This is a genomic window from Mesorhizobium sp. WSM4816 (assembly GCF_055811535.1).
The window spans coordinates 65,698-83,494 of record NZ_JBVVQR010000017.1 but is presented as its reverse complement, the minus strand read 5'-3'; the positions used below and the strand labels follow the sequence as shown (position 1 = coordinate 83,494).

Below are 17,797 nucleotides of genomic sequence, written 5' to 3'. Positions count from 1 at the left end.
GGATGCGGCTTTGAACGCAGGTGAACGTCATGGCACTTCTTCATGAAGACCCCCGTGCGGGCGTCACGTCAATCGCCCCGCGGTGGAACGTCAAGGGCAATGTTCTTCTGCAGTCGTTTCCGCTTCTCGAGGCAATGTCCGTCGTGCTGCTCAGCATGGTCTCGGGAAAGGTATATGATCTTGTGAGTTTCGGACATTTCGGCGAGTACGGCCGGAACTTCGGGCTTGGTGTTGTTGTAGCCGCCCTTTTTTCGACTTCCGCATATGCGCGCGGCCTATATCTGAGTTCCGAGCCGCGGTCGCTGGCCTCACAGATCAAGGAGGTCGTGCTGATCTGGACGGCGGTCTTTCTTTGCCTGTCGGTTGTGGCGCATACACTCAAGGTGGGAGACATGTTTTCGCGCCAAGCCGTTATGCTGTTCTTCGTGACGGGACTTGGCGGCATCATCTTCGTGCGCTTGGGCGCCGGACGACTGTTTGCCTCCTTGACCAGGTCGGACATGCTTGCCAAACCGCAAGTAGTGATCGTAACGCAATCGGACGTGCGCGTGCCAAGTGGCGTAGTCCAGGCAATCGAGGCTTCCGGATGCGACGTCTGCCAAACGATTACATTGCCGGCGGCATCCAGCGAGGGCTCGCTCCTTGAGTGTATGGAAAAGCTCATTGAACATGTGCGTCGGCGTTCTGTCGACGAGATAGTCCTTGCTGTCAGTTGGGCTGACATTTCCCTGATTGAGAAAATCACCGCTCACCTTTGCGTGGTTCCGGTACCCGTAAGGCTCCTTCCGGACCACGTCGTTAGCGCGCTCTTGAAGCGGCCTGTCGTCAACCTGGGGGGGACGAGGGCGATAGAACTGCAACGCGCGCCCCTAACGACGCCTCAGCTGCTTACGAAGCGGCTCTTCGACCTTGTGTTGACCACTGCCGCCCTTCCATTTCTTCTGCCCCCTCTGGCCTTTGTAGCGGGGCTGATTGCGCTCGAATCCGGGAGGCCGGTGCTCTTCTGTCAGCGTCGGGCCGGGTTCAATGGCCGCACGTTCAAGATCTATAAGTTCCGAACGATGACGATCCTGGAGGACGGGCCTGTTGTCCCTCAAGCCTGCAGGGGCGATCGCCGCGTCACCCGCGTTGGGCGCATATTGAGAAGGTTCAGTATCGACGAGATTCCGCAGCTGTGGAACGTGCTGAAGGGCGACATGTCTTTGATAGGCCCGCGGCCGCACGCGCTGGCGCATGACAGCGAATACAGTCAGATCATTTCTCTCTATCCGGCTCGGCACAAGGTGAAGCCGGGGATCACCGGCTGGGCACAAATAAATGGCTGCCGCGGCGCGACGCCGCATGTATACATGATGATCAAGCGTGTCGAACACGATATGTGGTACGTCAACAACTGGTCGGTCTGGCTCGACGTAAAGATCCTGCTTCTGACCATCCCCCGCATCTGGACGGGGCGAAACGCCTTCTAGCCCAACTTTGCCGATTCGAGGCCGCTGGAGGCGATTTTGTGTGGCCAGTGATTGATTTGCAAGGAGTGGCGGCTGGCAGACGACCCCATCAATTAACTGCCAAAGCGACACCTCACTCGGAAAGAGCGAACCTCTTCTTCGACGCTATCAGTTGAATACCACTTTGGGTGAGGCTCGACACCATGAGATGTGCGGCTCTATTACCAAAGGCGCAGATCAGTGGGAAACACAGCGACCGCTCAATGGATAACCTGCGACTTCAAGCAAAAGTGCCCGCACGGCAACGGCGTTGGCAAGGTACCGCTATGGGAGCGGAGAGGAACGCTATGACTCGATCGATTGACGAAGATCGTGGTTTCTCTGGTCGTGAGTTCCACTCGAATCGAACGATCTCCACGCCCACACAAACGAGGATGACGGCTTCTGTGAGTCCGCAACAAACCCGAACCACTGACCGAACTGCGGGGCCTCCCCTTGTCGAGTATGCTACGGCGAGGTTAGTTCCCCAAGGGCGGCTTGCATGCATCAAAGGGCAAAATATCCTGCTCAGTTCAACGCAGGGGGTAGTTTTTGCGCTCAATGACACTGCGGCTGATATCTGGCGCTCGCTTGAAGAAGGCGTGCCGGTCGAGGCTATCTTGGACGAGATGGCAGCCCGTGGCGTTGATAGGCAAGAGGCCTATGGCTATGTCGAGGCTGCCCTTCAAGACTGGGAACGGCTCGGGCTAATCCAGCCTGCTCCACCGCCGTGCCCAACCGCAGCTCATCAATATATCTGCCAGGTCGTTGCTGTTCCAGGCGTGTGTGTGCGCATACTGTATCCGGCGGCCGTCGCCTTTCCGGCCGCGACCGTATTTCAGCATCTCGAAGTTCGAAACAGGGCCGTCGACGTTCTATTCCATCTGGTTGAGCGTAGGGAGCGGATCCACCTGTTCCGGGATGGCCACTGGACTGACTCCTGTGGTCGAGACGAGATACCCATTATGGTCAAAGGGCAACTGCTGGCCGAAGTGCTTGGGCACAGTGAATATGAACTCGCCCTCCATGCGGCGGCGCTTTTCAAGAACGGCCGCACGCTCCTCCTTTGTGGTAACCCCGGCTCGGGCAAGACGACGCTGACCTTGGCGCTGGTCCACGCGGGGTTTGGCTTCGCGGCAGACGATGTGACACTTCTCGACTCGGCCGGACACGGTATCGGCCTTGCTTTTGCGCCTGCAGTCAAATCGGGATCATGGCCCATTCTGGGAGAATATTTCCCCGAACTCGGCAGGTCTCCGGTTTACCGGCGCCCCGATCGCAGGCGCGTGCGTTTTCTTCTGCCTAAGGATCATGTCCCTCCCGTTCCCCGGCCCGTGGGCTGGGTGGTCATGCTCTGTCGGACGCAGGATGCCAAACCTTCCCTGCGGGTGATTGAGCCGACCGACATCCTGGGTGGCTTGCTGAACGGCGCCTTTGCGCGGAATAAAGAGCTAAGCAGCACCGCGTTCGACGTTCTTTGCCAAGTCATCCGATCGGCACAGGGCTTCTGCCTGACCTATGCCAAATTGGATGACGCGTTGGAACTGCTGAAGGAGGCGTGCCGATGAAGCCCACCAGGGATGCGCTCGAGGCCCTGATCGGGGGACTTAGCGGCCGCCCGGTGGTAACGGCCGACTGGCAGGCGGTAATTGCACTCGCCAACCACACTCTGCTTACGCCGGTCTTGTTCGCCACTTTTTCGCACACGGGCCAGCTTGACCGGCTCCCCGAAGACGTGGGCCAGTATCTTCAGTTCATTTACCGCTGCAACCGGGAACGCAATTTGCGCTTGCGCAGGCAGCTGAATGAAGCCGTTGCTGCCCTCAATCAGTGGGGCGTCGTTCCGGTCCTGCTCAAAGGGGCCGTTCCCTTGTTCCTTTCGTCGAGCGGCAGGGTTCCCGACAGGATCATGAGCGATCTCGACTTGGCTGTGGAAACGGCCAAAGAAGGGGCTGCCCGGGCTTGCCTTGCCAAGCTTGGCTATGCCGAAGTGACGGTCGCTGGTGGCATGGCGCGCCCGCAAGACGTCGGTCTCCTGGAGCTCCGGCCGTACCGGGAGATTGACCGCGAGTCCCCGAGGCTTGCCCGCCGTCACGGCCTTAGGGCGAAAATCCCCGCCCCACAGTCGCGGGCCCTCCACTGGATCATGCATGATCTCATCAAGGAGGCGGACTACTGGCGCGGAAGGACCGACTTTCGCCATCTTTATGATCTGGCACGGCTGGCGGAACAGCATAAGCTGGATTGGGCGGTGCTTCGAACATCCTTGCCCGACCAGAGCGCGCGGAACGCGTTCGATACTCAACTCCTGGCATTGAGTCACTTCTTTGGCGTCAGAGCACCGGCGCAATATGTGCGGCGCCCATTGGTTCGCTTTCAACACTGGCGGCGTGTCTTCCCCTTGTATCATCCCGTCCTCGGCGTTCCATTGCGCCTGGTCGGCAATTCGCTGTGGGGTATGTGGCGACTTCTACATGGCGATGGCTTGGGCCGACGGAGTCCGCTCGACTTTGGACGCCGCGCCACTAGCATCCTCCTTGACGGCGATCTCGGGTCAAAGGTGTAGTAATACTTAATTTCCTGAATTGTATCTTGATGGCGCGTTGTCTTCACGAGTCGCATATGATAAATTGTGTGGCTAGTTGTCGCGCTGGCTGGAGTACGTTTGATGAAGAGCGAGAAATATTCCAAAGGAAAGACAGATAAACTTGTCCCGGAAGAACAGGCACGTCGTGAATTTCTAAAGAATGCCGGGCGTTTTGCTGTTGTAACACCTCCATCCATTGCTCTGTTGCTTGGCACGAGCTTGAACTCGCAAGCTATTGCCAAATCGCATGGCGCACGTCCCGGACATGGATCGGGCAGCAAGAAACGCTTCGGCCGCAAGCGTTAGAATGGTTTCTTTGGTCGTTCTGGCCGACCATAGATGACGTGTAGTCCGGAACGCCTAAGTCGGTTGGAGGCGGCCGTGGAAACGGAAGCGCCTTCGCCCGATCTTTGCGCCAGCGGTCATCCACTCTGCCATATTGCCGCGTCTCTGCGGTCTACCCTGATTCCGTCTAAGACCTGATCCCGTCTAAGAGAAGGGGTTGACCCCAGGATGCCAGCAGCCCGGCAAAGGCTCAGTTTTCGCGCATGCCGAGACGGAACGCGTCCGTCAGAGGTTGCGTCAAGTAGGACAGCACGGTCGTCTCGCCGGTCGCAACGATCACCTCCGCCGGCATGCCGGGCCTAAGTTTCTCGCGGACCTGTTCGGGGAACTGAGAGACCTGCACGGAAACTTTCAACTCGTAGTAGGGCTCACGCGTCACTTCGTCATGGAGCGCGTCTGCGGCAACGGTCTGCACCTCGCCGATCGCGACCGGCGTCGAGCGAGCCTTGAACGAAGGCAGTCGGATCTCGGCAGGAAGGCCCTCGGCAACATTGTTGATGTCGACCGGCGACATCTTCGCCGAGACGATCAGAGTGTCGTCATCAGGGACGATCTCCATCAAGGTTTCGCCGGGGCGAACCACGGCTCCTATCGTGTGTACCTTAAAGCCTACAACGCGCCCGGATCGCGGTGCGCGTATTTCGGTGCGGTTGAGCACGTCATCTGCAACGTGCAGCTTTTCGCCGGCGTCGGTGAGCTTGGCACTGGTCTCGGCAAACTGTGCCGAGACCTCTTCGATGGCCTCGCGCCCGACTTGCTCGATCTGGAGTCGCGCCTCGCCGATAGTGTGGCGCTCGCCCGCTATTTCGGCAAGGAAGGCACCAAGCTGACCTTGGAGATCGGCCTGCTGCCGTTTGAGCGCGGTCAGCCGCGTGCCCAGAATGATGCCTTGATGGGCTAAGGGCGCCAGCATGTCGTGCTCTTCTGTGATACTCTCGATCTGCAAACGGACAGCCTCGCTTTGGGATTGCATGGCCTCGATCTTCCGTTCGGACTGGGCGATGCGCTCCTGCAAAATGGGAACCTCGTTCGTACGGGCCAAGCGGCGCTTGTTGAACAGTCGCAACTGGTCTTCCATCGCGCGCTGGGCGAGGGGGGCGCTCCCTAGCGTGAGTTCGCGCGGGAAAGTGACCATTTCGGCTCCGTCCAGTTCCGCCTGCAGCCGTGCCTTCTCGGCAAGCAGCGAGAAGACAGCGGACCTCGCGATTTCGCCCTGCGCCTGCGCCTCGGTGAGATCAAGGCGCACGAGCACCTGACCCTCGGTCACATGTGCGTTGGGCGAGACGAGAATGTCGCGCACGATACCGCCCGCAAGGTGCTGAACCGCCTTGCGGTCGGTTTCGACCACAACTGTACCCGAAGCGACCACCGCGCTGTCGAGGCTGGCCAGAGAGGCCCACCCGCCGAGGATGCCGAAGGTCAGCACGACGATGCCAAAGCCCATCCGCGCGGGCTTGCGCCAGTCGCCGGAGAGGTTTGCGTGCGCCGGCTTGTGGTCTGAGCCGGCAAAATCTAAAGGCGCGAAAATCTGCGGGAAGCTAGCTCGAGTCACCCGTCCTGCACGCAAGAGCGCTGAAAGTGTCGGCCCCACCGCGCTTATACAAGCGGAGGCAGGGGTCGAGCGTGCCGTCCGCATCGGGAGCCCGCGAACCCGTGCTATGATTGCTGTCCTTTTCGAGGTGTCAGGCATCATCATTGGGTTCGACTCGTTATGCATCGACGCGTGTCCGGCGGAGGAGAGAGTGCGCTGGATCTGAAACTGGCGGTCCGGCGCGCCCTCCATCCCAGACGGGCCGCCGCGGTGCCGGCGCTACGTTCGGGCCGACGAGCGACGGCAGCAACTGGTCACGACTGCCCATCTGCGCTATTCGTCCTTCCTGCATGATGATCATTCGATCCACCGCCGACAGGAGGTTCGGCCTGTGGGTCACGATCACAACGGTCTTTCCGTCTCTCCGCAACCCTTCGATTGCCCGGATCAGTGCGCGATTCCCATCGCTGTCCAAATTGGCATCAGGCTCATCGAGCACGACGAAGCTCGGCTCGCCAAACAGGGCGCGCGCGAGACCGACCCGCTGCCGCTGCCCACCCGACAGTCCGACTCCATCCTCCCCGATGTCGGTCATATACCCGTTGGGGAGGCGCTGGATCATCTCGTGCGCAGAGGCGAGTGTTGCCGCCTCGGTCACCTGCGCATCGACCGCGTCAGTTCGGAAGCGCGCAATGTTGTCGCGCACGGAACCGGAGAACAGCTCAATATCCTGGGGCAGGTAGCCGAGCGCGGTGCCGAGTTGGTCCGGATCGTAATGGCGCAAATCGTTGCCATCGAGTCGCACGCATCCTTGCGCCGGCGGCGACGCACCCACAAGCGCACGCGCGAGCGAGGATTTGCCCGAGCCCGATAAACCAACGAGGGCGACGACCTCTCCCGCCTTCAGCGTGAACGTCGCGCCCATGACGACCGGCGTGTTCGTACCGGGGGCGAGGACGAAAAGGTTCTCGACGGAAACCGTACCCCTGACGTCAGGCAGACGCACGCGTCCGACAATGGGCGGGTTCTCCTCGAATATGCGTTCCAGGCGCGCATGGGCGCTACGCGCGGACACGATACTTTTCCATTGCGCCACCATGATCTCAATAGGGGCAAGCGCCCGACCCATGATAAGCGACGCCGCAAACAGGACGCCCCCGGAGATTTCCTGGTTAATAGCCAGGTACGCACCGATGCCCATCATGGCCGTTTGAATGGCCATGCGCAGAAACTTGGACAACGCAAGAAGTGTGCCGCCGCGCTCGCCCGCGCTGACGGAGTAACCTAGCGCTTCCTCGCGGATTCCGGTGCACCATGACCGGATAGCGGGCCCCATCCCGAGCCCCCGAATTGCCTCTGCATTGCGCAGCGAGGAGCCCAGCCTGTCGATCGCGCGAGTGTTCGTGAGCGAGGCTCGCAAGAGCAAGCCCTTCGTCGCTCGCTCATTTACGAGTGCGATCGTCACTATCGCCACCGCGCCGACGAGGGCCACAAGGCCGATCAACGGGTGAAGTAGGAAGCAGATCACGATGTAGATCGGAGCCCAGGGCGCGTCCATCAGCGCCATGATGACGCCGCCCGAAATAATGTCGCGCATAAGGTCGAGATCGCGCAGGGTCTGTGCATGATTCGATCCGCGGGCGCGCAGCGCCGAGGAAAGCGCCGCCTCGAAGGCGGGACCAGACAAGAGCCGGTCGAACCGCACGCCAGCCTGCTGGAGGATACGAGCCCGATAATGTTCGAGGGTCCCATAGGTGATCAGCAACACGCCCACGATCACCGAAATAATGACGAGCGTGACGGCATTACGGCTCGTTAGGACGCGATCATAAATTTGCATCGTGTAGAGCGGAGACACGAACATGAGAAGATTGATGAATAGCGAGAGCCCGCCGGCCGCGCAGAGGCCCGGACGGATCTCGCGCAAGGCCACCGCCAGCGGCGAGGGCACGTGCAAGGAGAAATTTGTCATCTATTATCCGAATCCAGTGAAGCGGTCGCGGGCGCTCTAACCCTGGCCATCTTCAGGTCTCTGTTCACGAGGGAGGAAGGCGGCAGGGCAGAGGTCTCATGCAAAAATCCCCCGACGGAACCACCCGCCGAGTTGGTCCGAGCGCGAGCCCTGCCCCATCTCACCGTGCTGAAGTGGGGCGCAACCGACTGCTGCAGCCGGTTGCGCCGCCCGTTTAGACTGCGTAGTCCCAGGCGAACTGGTTATCGACGTGTGCCATTGGGGTGGCGGCGGCATCCTCGTGCACGTCTGCTACGACCGCCTTTGACTTGTCCCAAATGATGTTGTTGGGATTGCCAGGGTTGGTGTAGCTCGAGTTCAGGACGCTGACCCCGCCGGAGCTGACATTCCAGATCAGTCCATTCGACGAGGAAAGCCCGCGGCCTTGATCCTCATTGATACCGTCGAACGACCTCGTGTCATCGAAGGTCACATCGCTCGCGTAGGACGAGAACGCGCCATTGCCCTGATGGATGGCGTCAACGTTCTGCACCCTGCCGCCGGTCGATCCGTTCTCGAACATGACGCCGACGCCGGTCACGGAGTTGTTACCGTCGATCACCCCGTTAGAGATCGTCGTATTCGGGCTGCCATAGACCGAGACGATGTCCTCAGGATGCGAACTACCGGCGTCGTTGACGGCATAGAAGTCGGTCAGCGAACTATTGCCCGAGTTGTTGAACTGGACGAACTGACCGCGCGGCATCGGGCCATGGAAGTTGTAGCCATCGACGTTCGAAAGATCCGCGCCGGGCGAGTTCAGGAGATAGATGCCGGTCGAGCCTTCCCGCACCGTGGTGTTTTGAACGGTCAGGTTCGCGGCGTTTTCTGCGTTGATGTTGTTGATGTTCGGGCTCGTCTCGGCGTCGATTCCCGCCGGCGGGTCGGCGTTGATGACCTCGGTGTTCTCGATGGTGACGCCGGTTGCGCCCGACACCGTCACCCCGTCGCCCTCGACGTGATGAATGCGACAATTGCGCAGGATGACATTGTCGTGCGTAATCGTGACCGCGTCCCCGTTGGTGACGTAGATGTCAAGATTTTCAATCACCTGGCCATCATACTCCGAGTTGATCGCTGTGGTGGTGTGGGTAAGACCCTGCGCCGGCTGCGTGGATGCCGTCGGCGCGGAAGCGGTGGAAGTGGGAGCCTCGGCCGTGACGGTCGATGTCGGGCTCGATGCCGCTGTCTCCGTAGGCGCGGAAGCGGTGGAAGTGGGAGCCTCGGCCGTGACGGTCGATGTCGGGCTCGATGCGGCTGTCTCCGTCGGCGCGGAAGCGGCGGAAGTGGGAGCCTCGGCCGTGACGGTCGATGTCGGGCTCGACGCGGCTGTCTCCGTCGGCGCGGAACCGGTGGAAGTGGGAGCCTCGGCCGTCACGGTCGATGTCGGACTCGACGCGGCTGTCTCCGTCGGCGCGGAAGCGGTGGAAGTGGGAGCCTCGGTCGTCACGGACGAGGTCGGGCTCGATGCGGCTGTCTCCCTATTCTCGCGTGAGTTGTTCAACCATTCCGAGTGTTTCCACAGCATTCCCTTTTCGGAATTCATCAACTTCATGTGTTTCTCCAGTTAAAATATGAATTCACTATAAGTATCACTAAGGACACCCATCGACGATAAACGGAATTTTATCGTCTTAACGAAACTCGGCTTATACAGCCAGAAATTTCGTCTGGTAATATAATGCTAACCTTCATGTCCAGAATACGGCGTGGATAGGGCTATACTGAGACTCTCCCGGGCGATCGGCGCTGCGTTCAAGCCTGCGCCTACGTCGGATTGCAAACGTCGCCTAGTACTCGGATCACGCGTGACCCTACCCCCGAGCAGCAGGAGACAAGGTCATGCATGCTAGTCGGCCAACACAGCATGAGCGTTACCAACACAGTCCGGCACTGCTCGAAACAGGTGATCTACGAGAGCTATCCTGAACTCGGCTACAATTACCGCCTGACTGACCTGCAGGCTGCCATCGGCGTGAGCAACTGCAACGGCTTTGCGCACTCTTCACGCGGCGGAGGCAGCTTGCGGTGCAATAAGGTGAGCGCCTTCGCTGGAAACGCCTGCCGAGCCTTGCTGGACTCGCAGCAACTTGCAAAGCTATTGTAGAATTTCTCCACCTGGTTCGACCAGCGAGGCCATCTGCCCCGGAAGGGAAAGGGCGCGGGCCTTGTCCTGCCCTATTGCGATACCGAGGCGATGCGGGAGCACCTCGCCGAGATCAGCTGGAGCGTCGACGACGGTGCGTATGCGGTGCTCATCCTCGATCAGGCCGGATGGCATGTGACTCCGAAACCGAAGGTGCCGGACAATTGACCCTGATGTTCCTGCCGCCGCGCTCACCGGAACTGAACCCAGTCGAACTTTGACCGACTTGGCACCATTCGCCAATTTGTCATCGTCATAAATCAGAGGTGCGCCGCGTTGCTCCGTTGCACCTTCGACCGTCACGCCACTGGGAGCGGCGTTCCGCGCGATGCGAACCATCTCAGCAGTTGTTGCCTTTGTATTCGGATCAATGAGAAGTAGAGGTCTCATTTCGTCTCCTTTGCCCGGGCAAAGATGAGCAGCCCGCCGCACTTCAATGGACGTGATCATCTGCGCGAGCGGTACGGACAGTATCGAGAGCCGACCATGCCCACGCTTATCACGGCGACGGCCTAACGGATCGCTCCAGAGATGGGCGGGCAATCCCATAATCACAAAACTCGTGAGCCGGCGATCCCCTAGATTCAGTCAAGCAATGAACCGCTCCAGAGGCCGCATGCTTCTTTGATCATCGGCTTTAAAGGACGGATTGCTCTGTTTGGAACGAGAGAGGAACGGACCGATGTCCATATTTGTGCTCGGAATTGATCTTGGCAAGAACGTTTGCAGCCTCGTCGGGCTCGACGAGACCGGCGCCGTTATTCTGCTACGTGGATGACCTCATGCACGGCTTGACGCGCCAGATGAATTAAGACGCGAACATCGACCAAGCCGTCATCTTGGCAATCGTATGGAGGTAACCATAAGCGGAACTGGCCGCCTCATGGTTTTCTTTCATCGGCCCGCGGGAAGCCCCGGTAACCCTGACGGCCGCGCATCGGCGCCACGATGGCCGCCGCCCGGAGCGGATGAAAACCAGGGCTCGTGCCCTTCCCCAAGGCCTCAGGTTTGAGAAATCCGGATAGGCCTCGACGATGCTGCCCTAGGCCTAATGAGGGTGTTTTGGTGTAGGGTTTTCCTAGCGTAGCGTAAGGTTAAAAAAGAAACTATGTGGTTGGCGCGTGGAGGGCCTACACGCGTGTATCTTCCAATCATTTAGATCGTCTGAAAGTCGGAGGATCTCCGTTGTGGGTCTTGGCACGATCGGCAGCATTGCCCAGCTGACCTTGCGCTCGGATCAATTGCCTCGGAACGGTCGCTCAATCTGCAGTGTAAGCAGGCTCGGGGAAGGTGTATCTGCCAACCCATCTTATTGCCTCCTCCATCGTATCGAAATTCTTATGCTGCCCGCTTAGCAGCCCGAAGCCCGTCTCGAGAAACCATTTGCCTTTCGTCGAGTAGGCTCCTCGTCGATCTGGGTGAGGACCGCCACCAGTTGGTCGCATTTCCACACCAGAACCCCCGATTCTCCGCCCTCGACCGTTCCGATCCGCACTTCGCTGAACGAAAATCCAGAAGTAATTTTTGCTTTGCCCACGTTGATAAAGCCCTCAACTACAAAATGGTAGTAACACTGGTGGGGTCCACCTCATGCGCCCCTGCGATGTCGTCTCCACCGCTCGCTACCATCGCGGGGGGATATTGTGAGACGGCTGAGTTGCCATCTTTTCGCTTCGGGGCATTGCCAGATGCGGGAGTAAGCATGCCATGGTTCATCGCCCAAACTGCAGCCTGTGTACGGTTGCGGACCCGAATCTTTCGAAGGATGGCCTTGACGTGTACCTTCACAGTAGCTTCGGCAATGTTAATTTCGCGCGCGATGGCTTTGTTAGACTCCCCTTCGATTAAGCGACGTAGAATACAGTTTTCCCGATTTGACAAAATTTCTAGTTCTTGATCCTCATCATCCACTTTAACGATCACATTTGTTAACTCATCATCTACCGCGTCATGTTTCGGATCATGCCTTATATCCTGAATAAACGTCGAAGTTTCGGCAGGTAACACTGTCTGCCCTAGCATAACCAATTCGAGAGCTTTGATGAAGGTGTCGTAAGCAGCGACTTTTGTCAAATACCCGTCAGCCCCCGCACGAAAAGCTGAAACTATATCGGTCGATAGACAGTGATCGGCTAGCGCGACGACACGGCTGGTCGGATAGATCGCTTTGAATTCTGCAATTTGTGCGAATTCAGCATCCGCATCAGTACCGCCGACATCAATGATGAGCAAGATGGACCGGTGCTGGGCTAGCGGCTTCTGCAGAAGATCGTGAACACAAGCCGCAGAGAAAAGGACCCGAAATTTTGCCGCATCCAGGATTCGACTAAGGCCTTCTCGGAGTAACTCGCTCGGCCCGACAAGTACTGTTACAAAGGATTGTCTTGTCATCATTGCCTCTCGTTCCCGCGGGTCGAGGTACACGCGTCAAGTAGAGCACTCCACGCGCCAACCGCACTCGATGCCCTCGGTTTGAGTCTCTTGCGGTTCCTCACTCGCTCCTTGGCGAGAACAGGTTGGGCAGTGTAAGGACTATTTATAAGCAGTCTCTAACATAGGTTGCTTTTTCGGTAAATTTTCGCCGCAAACCGTCTTCAAGCTAGAACCCAGGGCGCGGCAATCTGCCTGAAGACGCAGGGATGACACGGCTTAGCCATCTCAAGCCGCTGGTAGTCGAACGACGATCGGGTAGTGCCTGCGGCGATTGCAACGGTAGACGAGGATTCCTGAAGGTGGAGGTTGGCGTGGTCAGGTCTGCCGCAATGTGTCAGGCACCTGCACTTATTCGGCAGCACGCTCTCGTCGCGCGATAGGCCCGCGCCGCCGTCGGTCATGATGATCGGACCTGTTTGCATATTGCTCAACACGAACGAGGTTGAGTTTCGTTCGGCCGTCCTTCACCGCAAGCCGGATGCGGATACCGTGTGGTCGAGATAATATCACTGCCCCGCCAGGCCGCGCAGACCAGTCGTCCGGAAACATTTGGCTGGAACTGTTCCAGCGACGGCCGAGGGGTCGTCTTCCAGCAGAGAATTTGCTAATGGCCCATGCGTTGCCGCTCTAGGAGATAGCCGTTACCTGAGATACTCGTTGTTGAATCCGGCTATTTCGACCAGCTTCTTGCGGTTGATCACCTGTACATGGGCGCCCTTGAACGAGACGAGATCGGCCTTTCGGAGTTCCCTCAACGTTCGGTTGACGTGAACGGTGGTGGCCCTGCTCGAAGCTCTCATAGGACAGCCATTGACCGCGGCGGCGAGCTATTTCACGCCGCCTCTCGTGCCCGTCGTGCTTTTTGCTCTCAGCAGGCGTCGGAGTATGCTTCTCCCGCCTGCGTGCCTCGCCGATCTCAAGTCGCACATGGTGGGACCAATGGCTGTCTTTATTCCCTTCTCACTGTGGCTGAGCGTGATGTCTCGTTGATCGAGAGCAAGAGCTAGTGATGGAGAAATGATGTCAGCCGGGGCACGGAACACCCTCACACCCGGAATCGAGATCTCACCGTACTGGTCTGGGCTCGCAGATCTCAGGGTTTGCCACAAGACCTGAGATCGAGTTGTGAGGATGTCTCACCGGTTCGAAGACGATCTGTTCCTTTGGGGTACGAGGTTCCGGTTCCTTCTCAGGATCAGCCCGAGCTTGTCGCTCCTCCTTCGATTTCTTTACTGTGCTGGCCGCGGCCCCGATCGCAAAGGCCACGTAAGGGTTCACGGCTGGTTTGTAGGCACCAATGTGGACGGTCTCTAACGTCGGGTTGTCGATTTTCCAAAGCGGAGTTTTTGGAGCAGATTGGCCCGCTTCGATCTTTGCCCAATAGCCGCGGCCAGGAACGGGTATCTGATAACGCGCGCAAGTCTTGGCCAACCTCGATCAGAAATGTCGAATTGCTGAGCGAGTGTGGCAATGTGTGTCGACCAAACAAGGTCATACAATTCTTGTCGGGTTAAGCTGCGCTGCATTGTGCATTCCGGACGAAATGATGGGGTGAGGCAGACCTGTCGCGCTTCTCATTAGAGCCAAGCAGATGGTGGAAGGCTCAAAGGATATCTTCCGAGACGATCTCATATGGTCGTCTCTATCCGTCCTCGCAACGTTGGTTTGACGCTCTGCGCCGAACCGGATGCCAATTTGCGCCAGCCTTGCTGCAGTGCGCTCGACAACTGAGCCGGCGAGCCGCCGCCAGCCCCGCGATTTGCCATCTCGGCCTGCTTCGCTTTGGAATTCCCTGCTAGCTGCTAAATAATTCCCTGTTAGTGCGTACAGGGAATTTGGCGCTAAAGTATTGAATCTGCGCAGCGATTTGTTAGGGAAAATTGGGCTAGGCCCTCAAAAACCTCGAAATTCACTGTTTTCCGGCGCCTATCAGGGAAAATTGGACAGAGACTGGTTCGCCAGAGACTGTAACCACCACCATTCTTTGTTTTCAATGGGTTATATGGGGCGCTGCCAAGCCGATTTGGCAGCATTTGGCCGCGGCGGCAAGTAAGCTGGTGTCAACACAGCTGGGCGTACTGCCAGCAGGCGAGAGGCTCAGCCGTTGCTCGCTGCTCAAAGCGGCGTCTTCCGACTTTCGCGGGATATCACCCATGCTCGCAACGGGTCTGCCATAGACTTTCGCATCGCCTGACCGGTGCTTCCGTCCGATGGTGGCGCAGGCCGAGGCGGTGCAACTTCCTCCGTAGACGCCAGGTGGCGGTCCATGGAGGCTCATGCCAAATCCACGGGCGCCAGCGGCGGAGGTGGCCGATACGGCCGTGGTCAGCAGGAGACAAACATGACCCTGGACAACATTTCACACCCCTCGATCCAGCATTGCGCCGACAGCCTGAACGCGAAGCACGGCAACGGTAGACCGGAGCCCGAATTGGTTCCGTCGCGCTACGCACTGCAGGTCGGCGACATCGATGTGCTGATCGTCAGCGATGGAGTGCTGCCGATACCAGCCCCGGTTATGGCATACAACGTCGACCCGGCCGTCCGGGCGGCCTGGCTGGACGACATGTTCCTGCCGCCGGACGTGCTCGAGTGGCCGCTGAACGTGGTCGTCGTGCGCAGCGGTGGCCAGACCATACTCGTGGACGCCGGGCTGGGGGCGGACCCGGACTTGCACTTGCCGCGGGCCGGGCGGTTGGTCTCGCGACTGGAGGCCGCCGGCATCGATCTCGCGTCCGTCACCGACGTGGTGCTGACCCATATGCATATGGACCATATCGGCGGGCTGCTCATCGACGGGGTGAAGGACCAGCTGCGTCCGGATCTGCGGATTCACGTGGCGGCCGCCGAGCTCAAGTTCTGGGAGGCGCCCGATTTCTCCCGCGCCTCCATGCCAACGGGGTTCCCGGATGCGCTTCGGCGGGCGGCCAAGCGGTTCGTGAACGAGTACCGCAGCCAGTTGCGGCCGTTTGAGACGGAGCACGAGGTGGCGCCGGGGGTGGTTGTCACGCTCACTGGCGGCCACACCCCCGGGCACAGCGTGGTCCGCCTGGCGTCCGGCGGCGATAGGCTGACCTTCGCCGGCGACGCCGTGTTCCAGGTCGGGTTCGACCAACCCGACTGGCACAACGGCTTCGAACACGACCCTGAGGAGGCGGCCCGCGTCCGCATCAATCTTTTGCGGGAGTTGGCCGCGACCCGTGAGCCGCTGGTGGCCACTCACCTGCCATTCCCTTCCATCTGCCATGTGGCGGTGGACGGCGATGTCTTTCGTTGTGTACCGGCTGTCTGGGACTACTGACCCGCTTGTCGGGTCAGAGCCGCACCAGGTCGGATCGAGACTTATCACGCCATGATCGTGTGCTCGTGCAATGTGTTGAGCGATCAGGATGTCCGCTCCGCCGTCAAGGCGGAGCGGACGTGCTCGATCCGCCAGGTCTATGGCTGTCTCGGCTGCAGCGCCCAGTGCGGCCGTTGCGCGCGTACTATCCGCCGCATCATTGACGAGGCGCTCGCCAGCGCCCGTGCGGCATCCTGCAACGGCGGCGCTCCTGACTCGGCCACCTCGGCCGTCCGGCGCAGCCTTTCAGTCAGGAACCCATAGACCAACGTATCGGACGCATGCGTCCTCGGCGTGATAGTTCGAACACTGGAAAGGCTGGCATGCTTGGGTCCTCCACAACCCAACCAAGGAGCATCGGAAATGACGCTCGGATTCGTTCTTTCGAGGATGCTGCAGATCTTCCTGAGGGTCTGGGCCGTCGACACGACGGCGAAGCCGGTTAGGCGCGGCGGTAACGGGTTTGCTCGCGCGATGGTCCCGCCGATCTACTTACGCGTCCCGTCGAGGAAGGTTCGTGACCGCGAGTGAACCCGCTCATCCGTGTTAAAGGGCGGCTGGCCAAGGAGCGCCGGCCGATATTGATACCGGCAATTTCAAAACCAGAGGCACTCCGATGAGCGGTGGGCATTCCACCTATACTCCCAAGACCAGGATCGGACGCTGGTTCGACGCCCGCCTGCCGGTGCCGCGCCTGGTGCATGATCAGTTCATCGTCTACCCGGTTCCGCGCAACCTGAACTACGCCTATTCGTTCGGCGGCATCCTGTCGATGATGCTGGCCGCGCAGATCGTTACCGGCGTCGTGCTGGCCATGCACTACGCGGCCGACACGACACTGGCCTTCAATTCCGTAGACAAGATCATGCGCGACGTGAATTCCGGCTGGCTGTTGCGCTACCTGCACTCCAACGGCGCGTCGTTCTTCTTCATCGCGGTCTACGTCCATGTCTCCCGTGGCCTCTATTACGGCTCCTACAAGGCGCCGCGCGAACTGCTGTGGGTCCTCGGCTGCACCAACCTTCTGTTGATGATGGCTACGGCGTTCATGGGTTACGTGCTGCCTTGGGGACAAATGTCGTTCTGGGGCGCGACCGTCATCACCGGCTTCTTCAGCGCCATTCCGCTGGTCGGCGAATGGATCCAGCAGCTTCTGCTCGGCGGCTTTGCGGTGGACAATCCGACTCTAAACCGCTTCTTTGCGCTGCATTACCTGCTGCCGTTCATGCTGACGGGCGTCGTCATCCTGCACATCTGGGCGCTTCACGTCGCCGGCCAGACCAATCCGGCAGGCATCGACGTGAAGTCAAAAACCGACGTCGTGGACTTCACGCCCCATGCCACAATGAAAGATGTGCTCGGGGCCGTGGTGTTCCTGCTCGCCTTTGCTTACTTCGTGTTCTACGTGCCGAACTATCTCGGGCATCCAGACAACTACACCGCCGCCGACCCGCTGAAGACGCCGGCGCATATCGTGCCCGAGTGGTACTTCCTGCCCTTCTACGCGATCCTGCGCGCCGTCACCTTCAACATCGGGCCGGTCGACTCGAAGCTCGGCGGGGTGCTCGCCATGTTCGGCGCCATCGCCGTGTTGTTCTTCGTGCCCTGGCTCGACACGTCGAAGGTGCGCTCGTCCGTCTACCGGCCCTGGTACAGGCGGTTCTTCTGGCTGTTTGTCGCCAACGCCCTCTTCCTTGGCTGGCTGGGGTCCAAGCCGGCGGAAGGCTGGTATATCCCCGCCATGCAGGTGTCGACCCTCTACTACTTCGCGTTCTTTCTCGTCGTCATGCCGCTGCTGGGCGCGATCGAGACGCCGCGCCGGCTGCCGAACTCAATAACCGAAGCGATCCTGGAGAAAGGCAAGGATTAACACCGAAGGATCGCTCGTCATGCTCCGAGGCGAGGATTGTGCGAGGG

General features: G+C 59.4%; 14 protein-coding genes and 2 pseudogenes. 11 read left to right on the top strand and 5 right to left on the bottom strand.

Annotation, left to right across the window (positions count from 1 at the left end):
- Positions 1-29 precede the first annotated feature (29 nt).
- The 4 genes and pseudogenes from AC0L3H_RS19080 to AC0L3H_RS19065 form a co-directional block, all read left to right on the top strand.
- Entirely contained in the window at positions 30-1,469 is a 1,440-nt protein-coding gene (locus tag AC0L3H_RS19080) for an exopolysaccharide biosynthesis polyprenyl glycosylphosphotransferase (protein WP_473586492.1), read from the top strand.
- Between the two features lie 326 nt (positions 1,470-1,795).
- A complete protein-coding gene (locus AC0L3H_RS19075; protein WP_473586491.1) occupies positions 1,796-3,055 on the top strand; it encodes a PqqD family peptide modification chaperone in 1,260 nt (419 codons plus the stop codon).
- On the top strand, positions 3,052-4,053 hold the full coding sequence (locus AC0L3H_RS19070) for a nucleotidyltransferase family protein (RefSeq protein WP_473586490.1): 1,002 nt from the start codon (positions 3,052-3,054) through the stop codon (positions 4,051-4,053). The genes AC0L3H_RS19075 and AC0L3H_RS19070 overlap by 4 nt, the downstream gene beginning before the upstream one ends.
- A gap of 102 nt (positions 4,054-4,155) precedes the next feature.
- Positions 4,156-4,353 (top strand): annotated as a pseudogene (locus AC0L3H_RS19065) (hypothetical protein); the annotation flags it as partial.
- 256 nt (positions 4,354-4,609) lie between these two features.
- Here AC0L3H_RS19065 and AC0L3H_RS19060 read toward each other — a convergent pair.
- From AC0L3H_RS19060 to AC0L3H_RS19050, 3 genes are all read right to left on the bottom strand, one after another.
- On the bottom strand, positions 4,610-5,863 hold the full coding sequence (locus AC0L3H_RS19060; protein ID WP_473586526.1) for an HlyD family type I secretion periplasmic adaptor subunit: 1,254 nt from the start codon (positions 5,861-5,863) through the stop codon (positions 4,610-4,612).
- 265 nt (positions 5,864-6,128) lie between these two features.
- The gene (locus AC0L3H_RS19055) at positions 6,129-7,922 is read right to left on the bottom strand and encodes a type I secretion system permease/ATPase (RefSeq protein WP_473586489.1); all 1,794 of its coding nucleotides are present in this window, start codon (positions 7,920-7,922) and stop codon (positions 6,129-6,131) included.
- Positions 7,923-8,136: 214 nt separating this feature from the next.
- The gene (locus tag AC0L3H_RS19050) at positions 8,137-9,012 is read right to left on the bottom strand and encodes a right-handed parallel beta-helix repeat-containing protein (protein WP_473586488.1); all 876 of its coding nucleotides are present in this window, start codon (positions 9,010-9,012) and stop codon (positions 8,137-8,139) included.
- Between AC0L3H_RS19050 and AC0L3H_RS19045 the strand changes: the two genes are divergently transcribed.
- From AC0L3H_RS19045 to AC0L3H_RS19035, 3 genes and pseudogenes are all read left to right on the top strand, one after another.
- Positions 8,993-9,532 (top strand): hypothetical protein, encoded by a 540-nt coding sequence (locus AC0L3H_RS19045; RefSeq protein WP_473586487.1) that lies wholly within the window; start codon positions 8,993-8,995, stop codon positions 9,530-9,532. The two genes, AC0L3H_RS19050 and AC0L3H_RS19045, sit on opposite strands and share 20 nt — an antisense overlap.
- 296 nt (positions 9,533-9,828) lie before the next feature.
- Positions 9,829-10,068, top strand: coding sequence for a hypothetical protein (locus tag AC0L3H_RS19040; protein ID WP_473586486.1), 240 nt, complete (start codon positions 9,829-9,831; stop codon positions 10,066-10,068).
- A gap of 36 nt (positions 10,069-10,104) precedes the next feature.
- Positions 10,105-10,322: pseudogene (locus AC0L3H_RS19035) on the top strand (transposase); the annotation flags it as partial.
- A 1,339-nt stretch (positions 10,323-11,661) separates the two neighbouring features.
- Here AC0L3H_RS19035 and AC0L3H_RS19030 read toward each other — a convergent pair.
- Together AC0L3H_RS19030 and AC0L3H_RS19025 are read right to left on the bottom strand one after the other, a co-directional pair.
- A complete protein-coding gene (locus tag AC0L3H_RS19030; protein WP_473586485.1) occupies positions 11,662-12,501 on the bottom strand; it encodes a LuxR C-terminal-related transcriptional regulator in 840 nt (279 codons plus the stop codon).
- Positions 12,502-13,181: 680 nt separating this feature from the next.
- On the bottom strand, positions 13,182-13,340 hold the full coding sequence (locus AC0L3H_RS19025) for a hypothetical protein (protein ID WP_473586484.1): 159 nt from the start codon (positions 13,338-13,340) through the stop codon (positions 13,182-13,184).
- Positions 13,341-14,881: 1,541 nt separating this feature from the next.
- On the opposite strand from AC0L3H_RS19025, the gene AC0L3H_RS19020 reads away from it, so the two are divergent.
- From AC0L3H_RS19020 to AC0L3H_RS19005, 4 genes are all read left to right on the top strand, one after another.
- A complete protein-coding gene (locus AC0L3H_RS19020; RefSeq protein WP_473586483.1) occupies positions 14,882-15,841 on the top strand; it encodes an MBL fold metallo-hydrolase in 960 nt (319 codons plus the stop codon).
- 51 nt (positions 15,842-15,892) lie between these two features.
- Positions 15,893-16,144 carry a (2Fe-2S)-binding protein gene (locus tag AC0L3H_RS19015; RefSeq protein WP_473586482.1) on the top strand — a complete coding sequence of 84 codons (252 nt, stop codon included), beginning with the start codon at positions 15,893-15,895 and terminating at the stop codon, positions 16,142-16,144.
- Positions 16,145-16,243: 99 nt separating this feature from the next.
- Positions 16,244-16,411 carry a hypothetical protein gene (locus AC0L3H_RS19010; protein WP_473514872.1) on the top strand — a complete coding sequence of 56 codons (168 nt, stop codon included), beginning with the start codon at positions 16,244-16,246 and terminating at the stop codon, positions 16,409-16,411.
- An 85-nt stretch (positions 16,412-16,496) separates the two neighbouring features.
- Entirely contained in the window at positions 16,497-17,750 is a 1,254-nt protein-coding gene (locus AC0L3H_RS19005) for a cytochrome b (protein ID WP_473586481.1), read from the top strand.
- Positions 17,751-17,797: the final 47 nt, after the last annotated feature.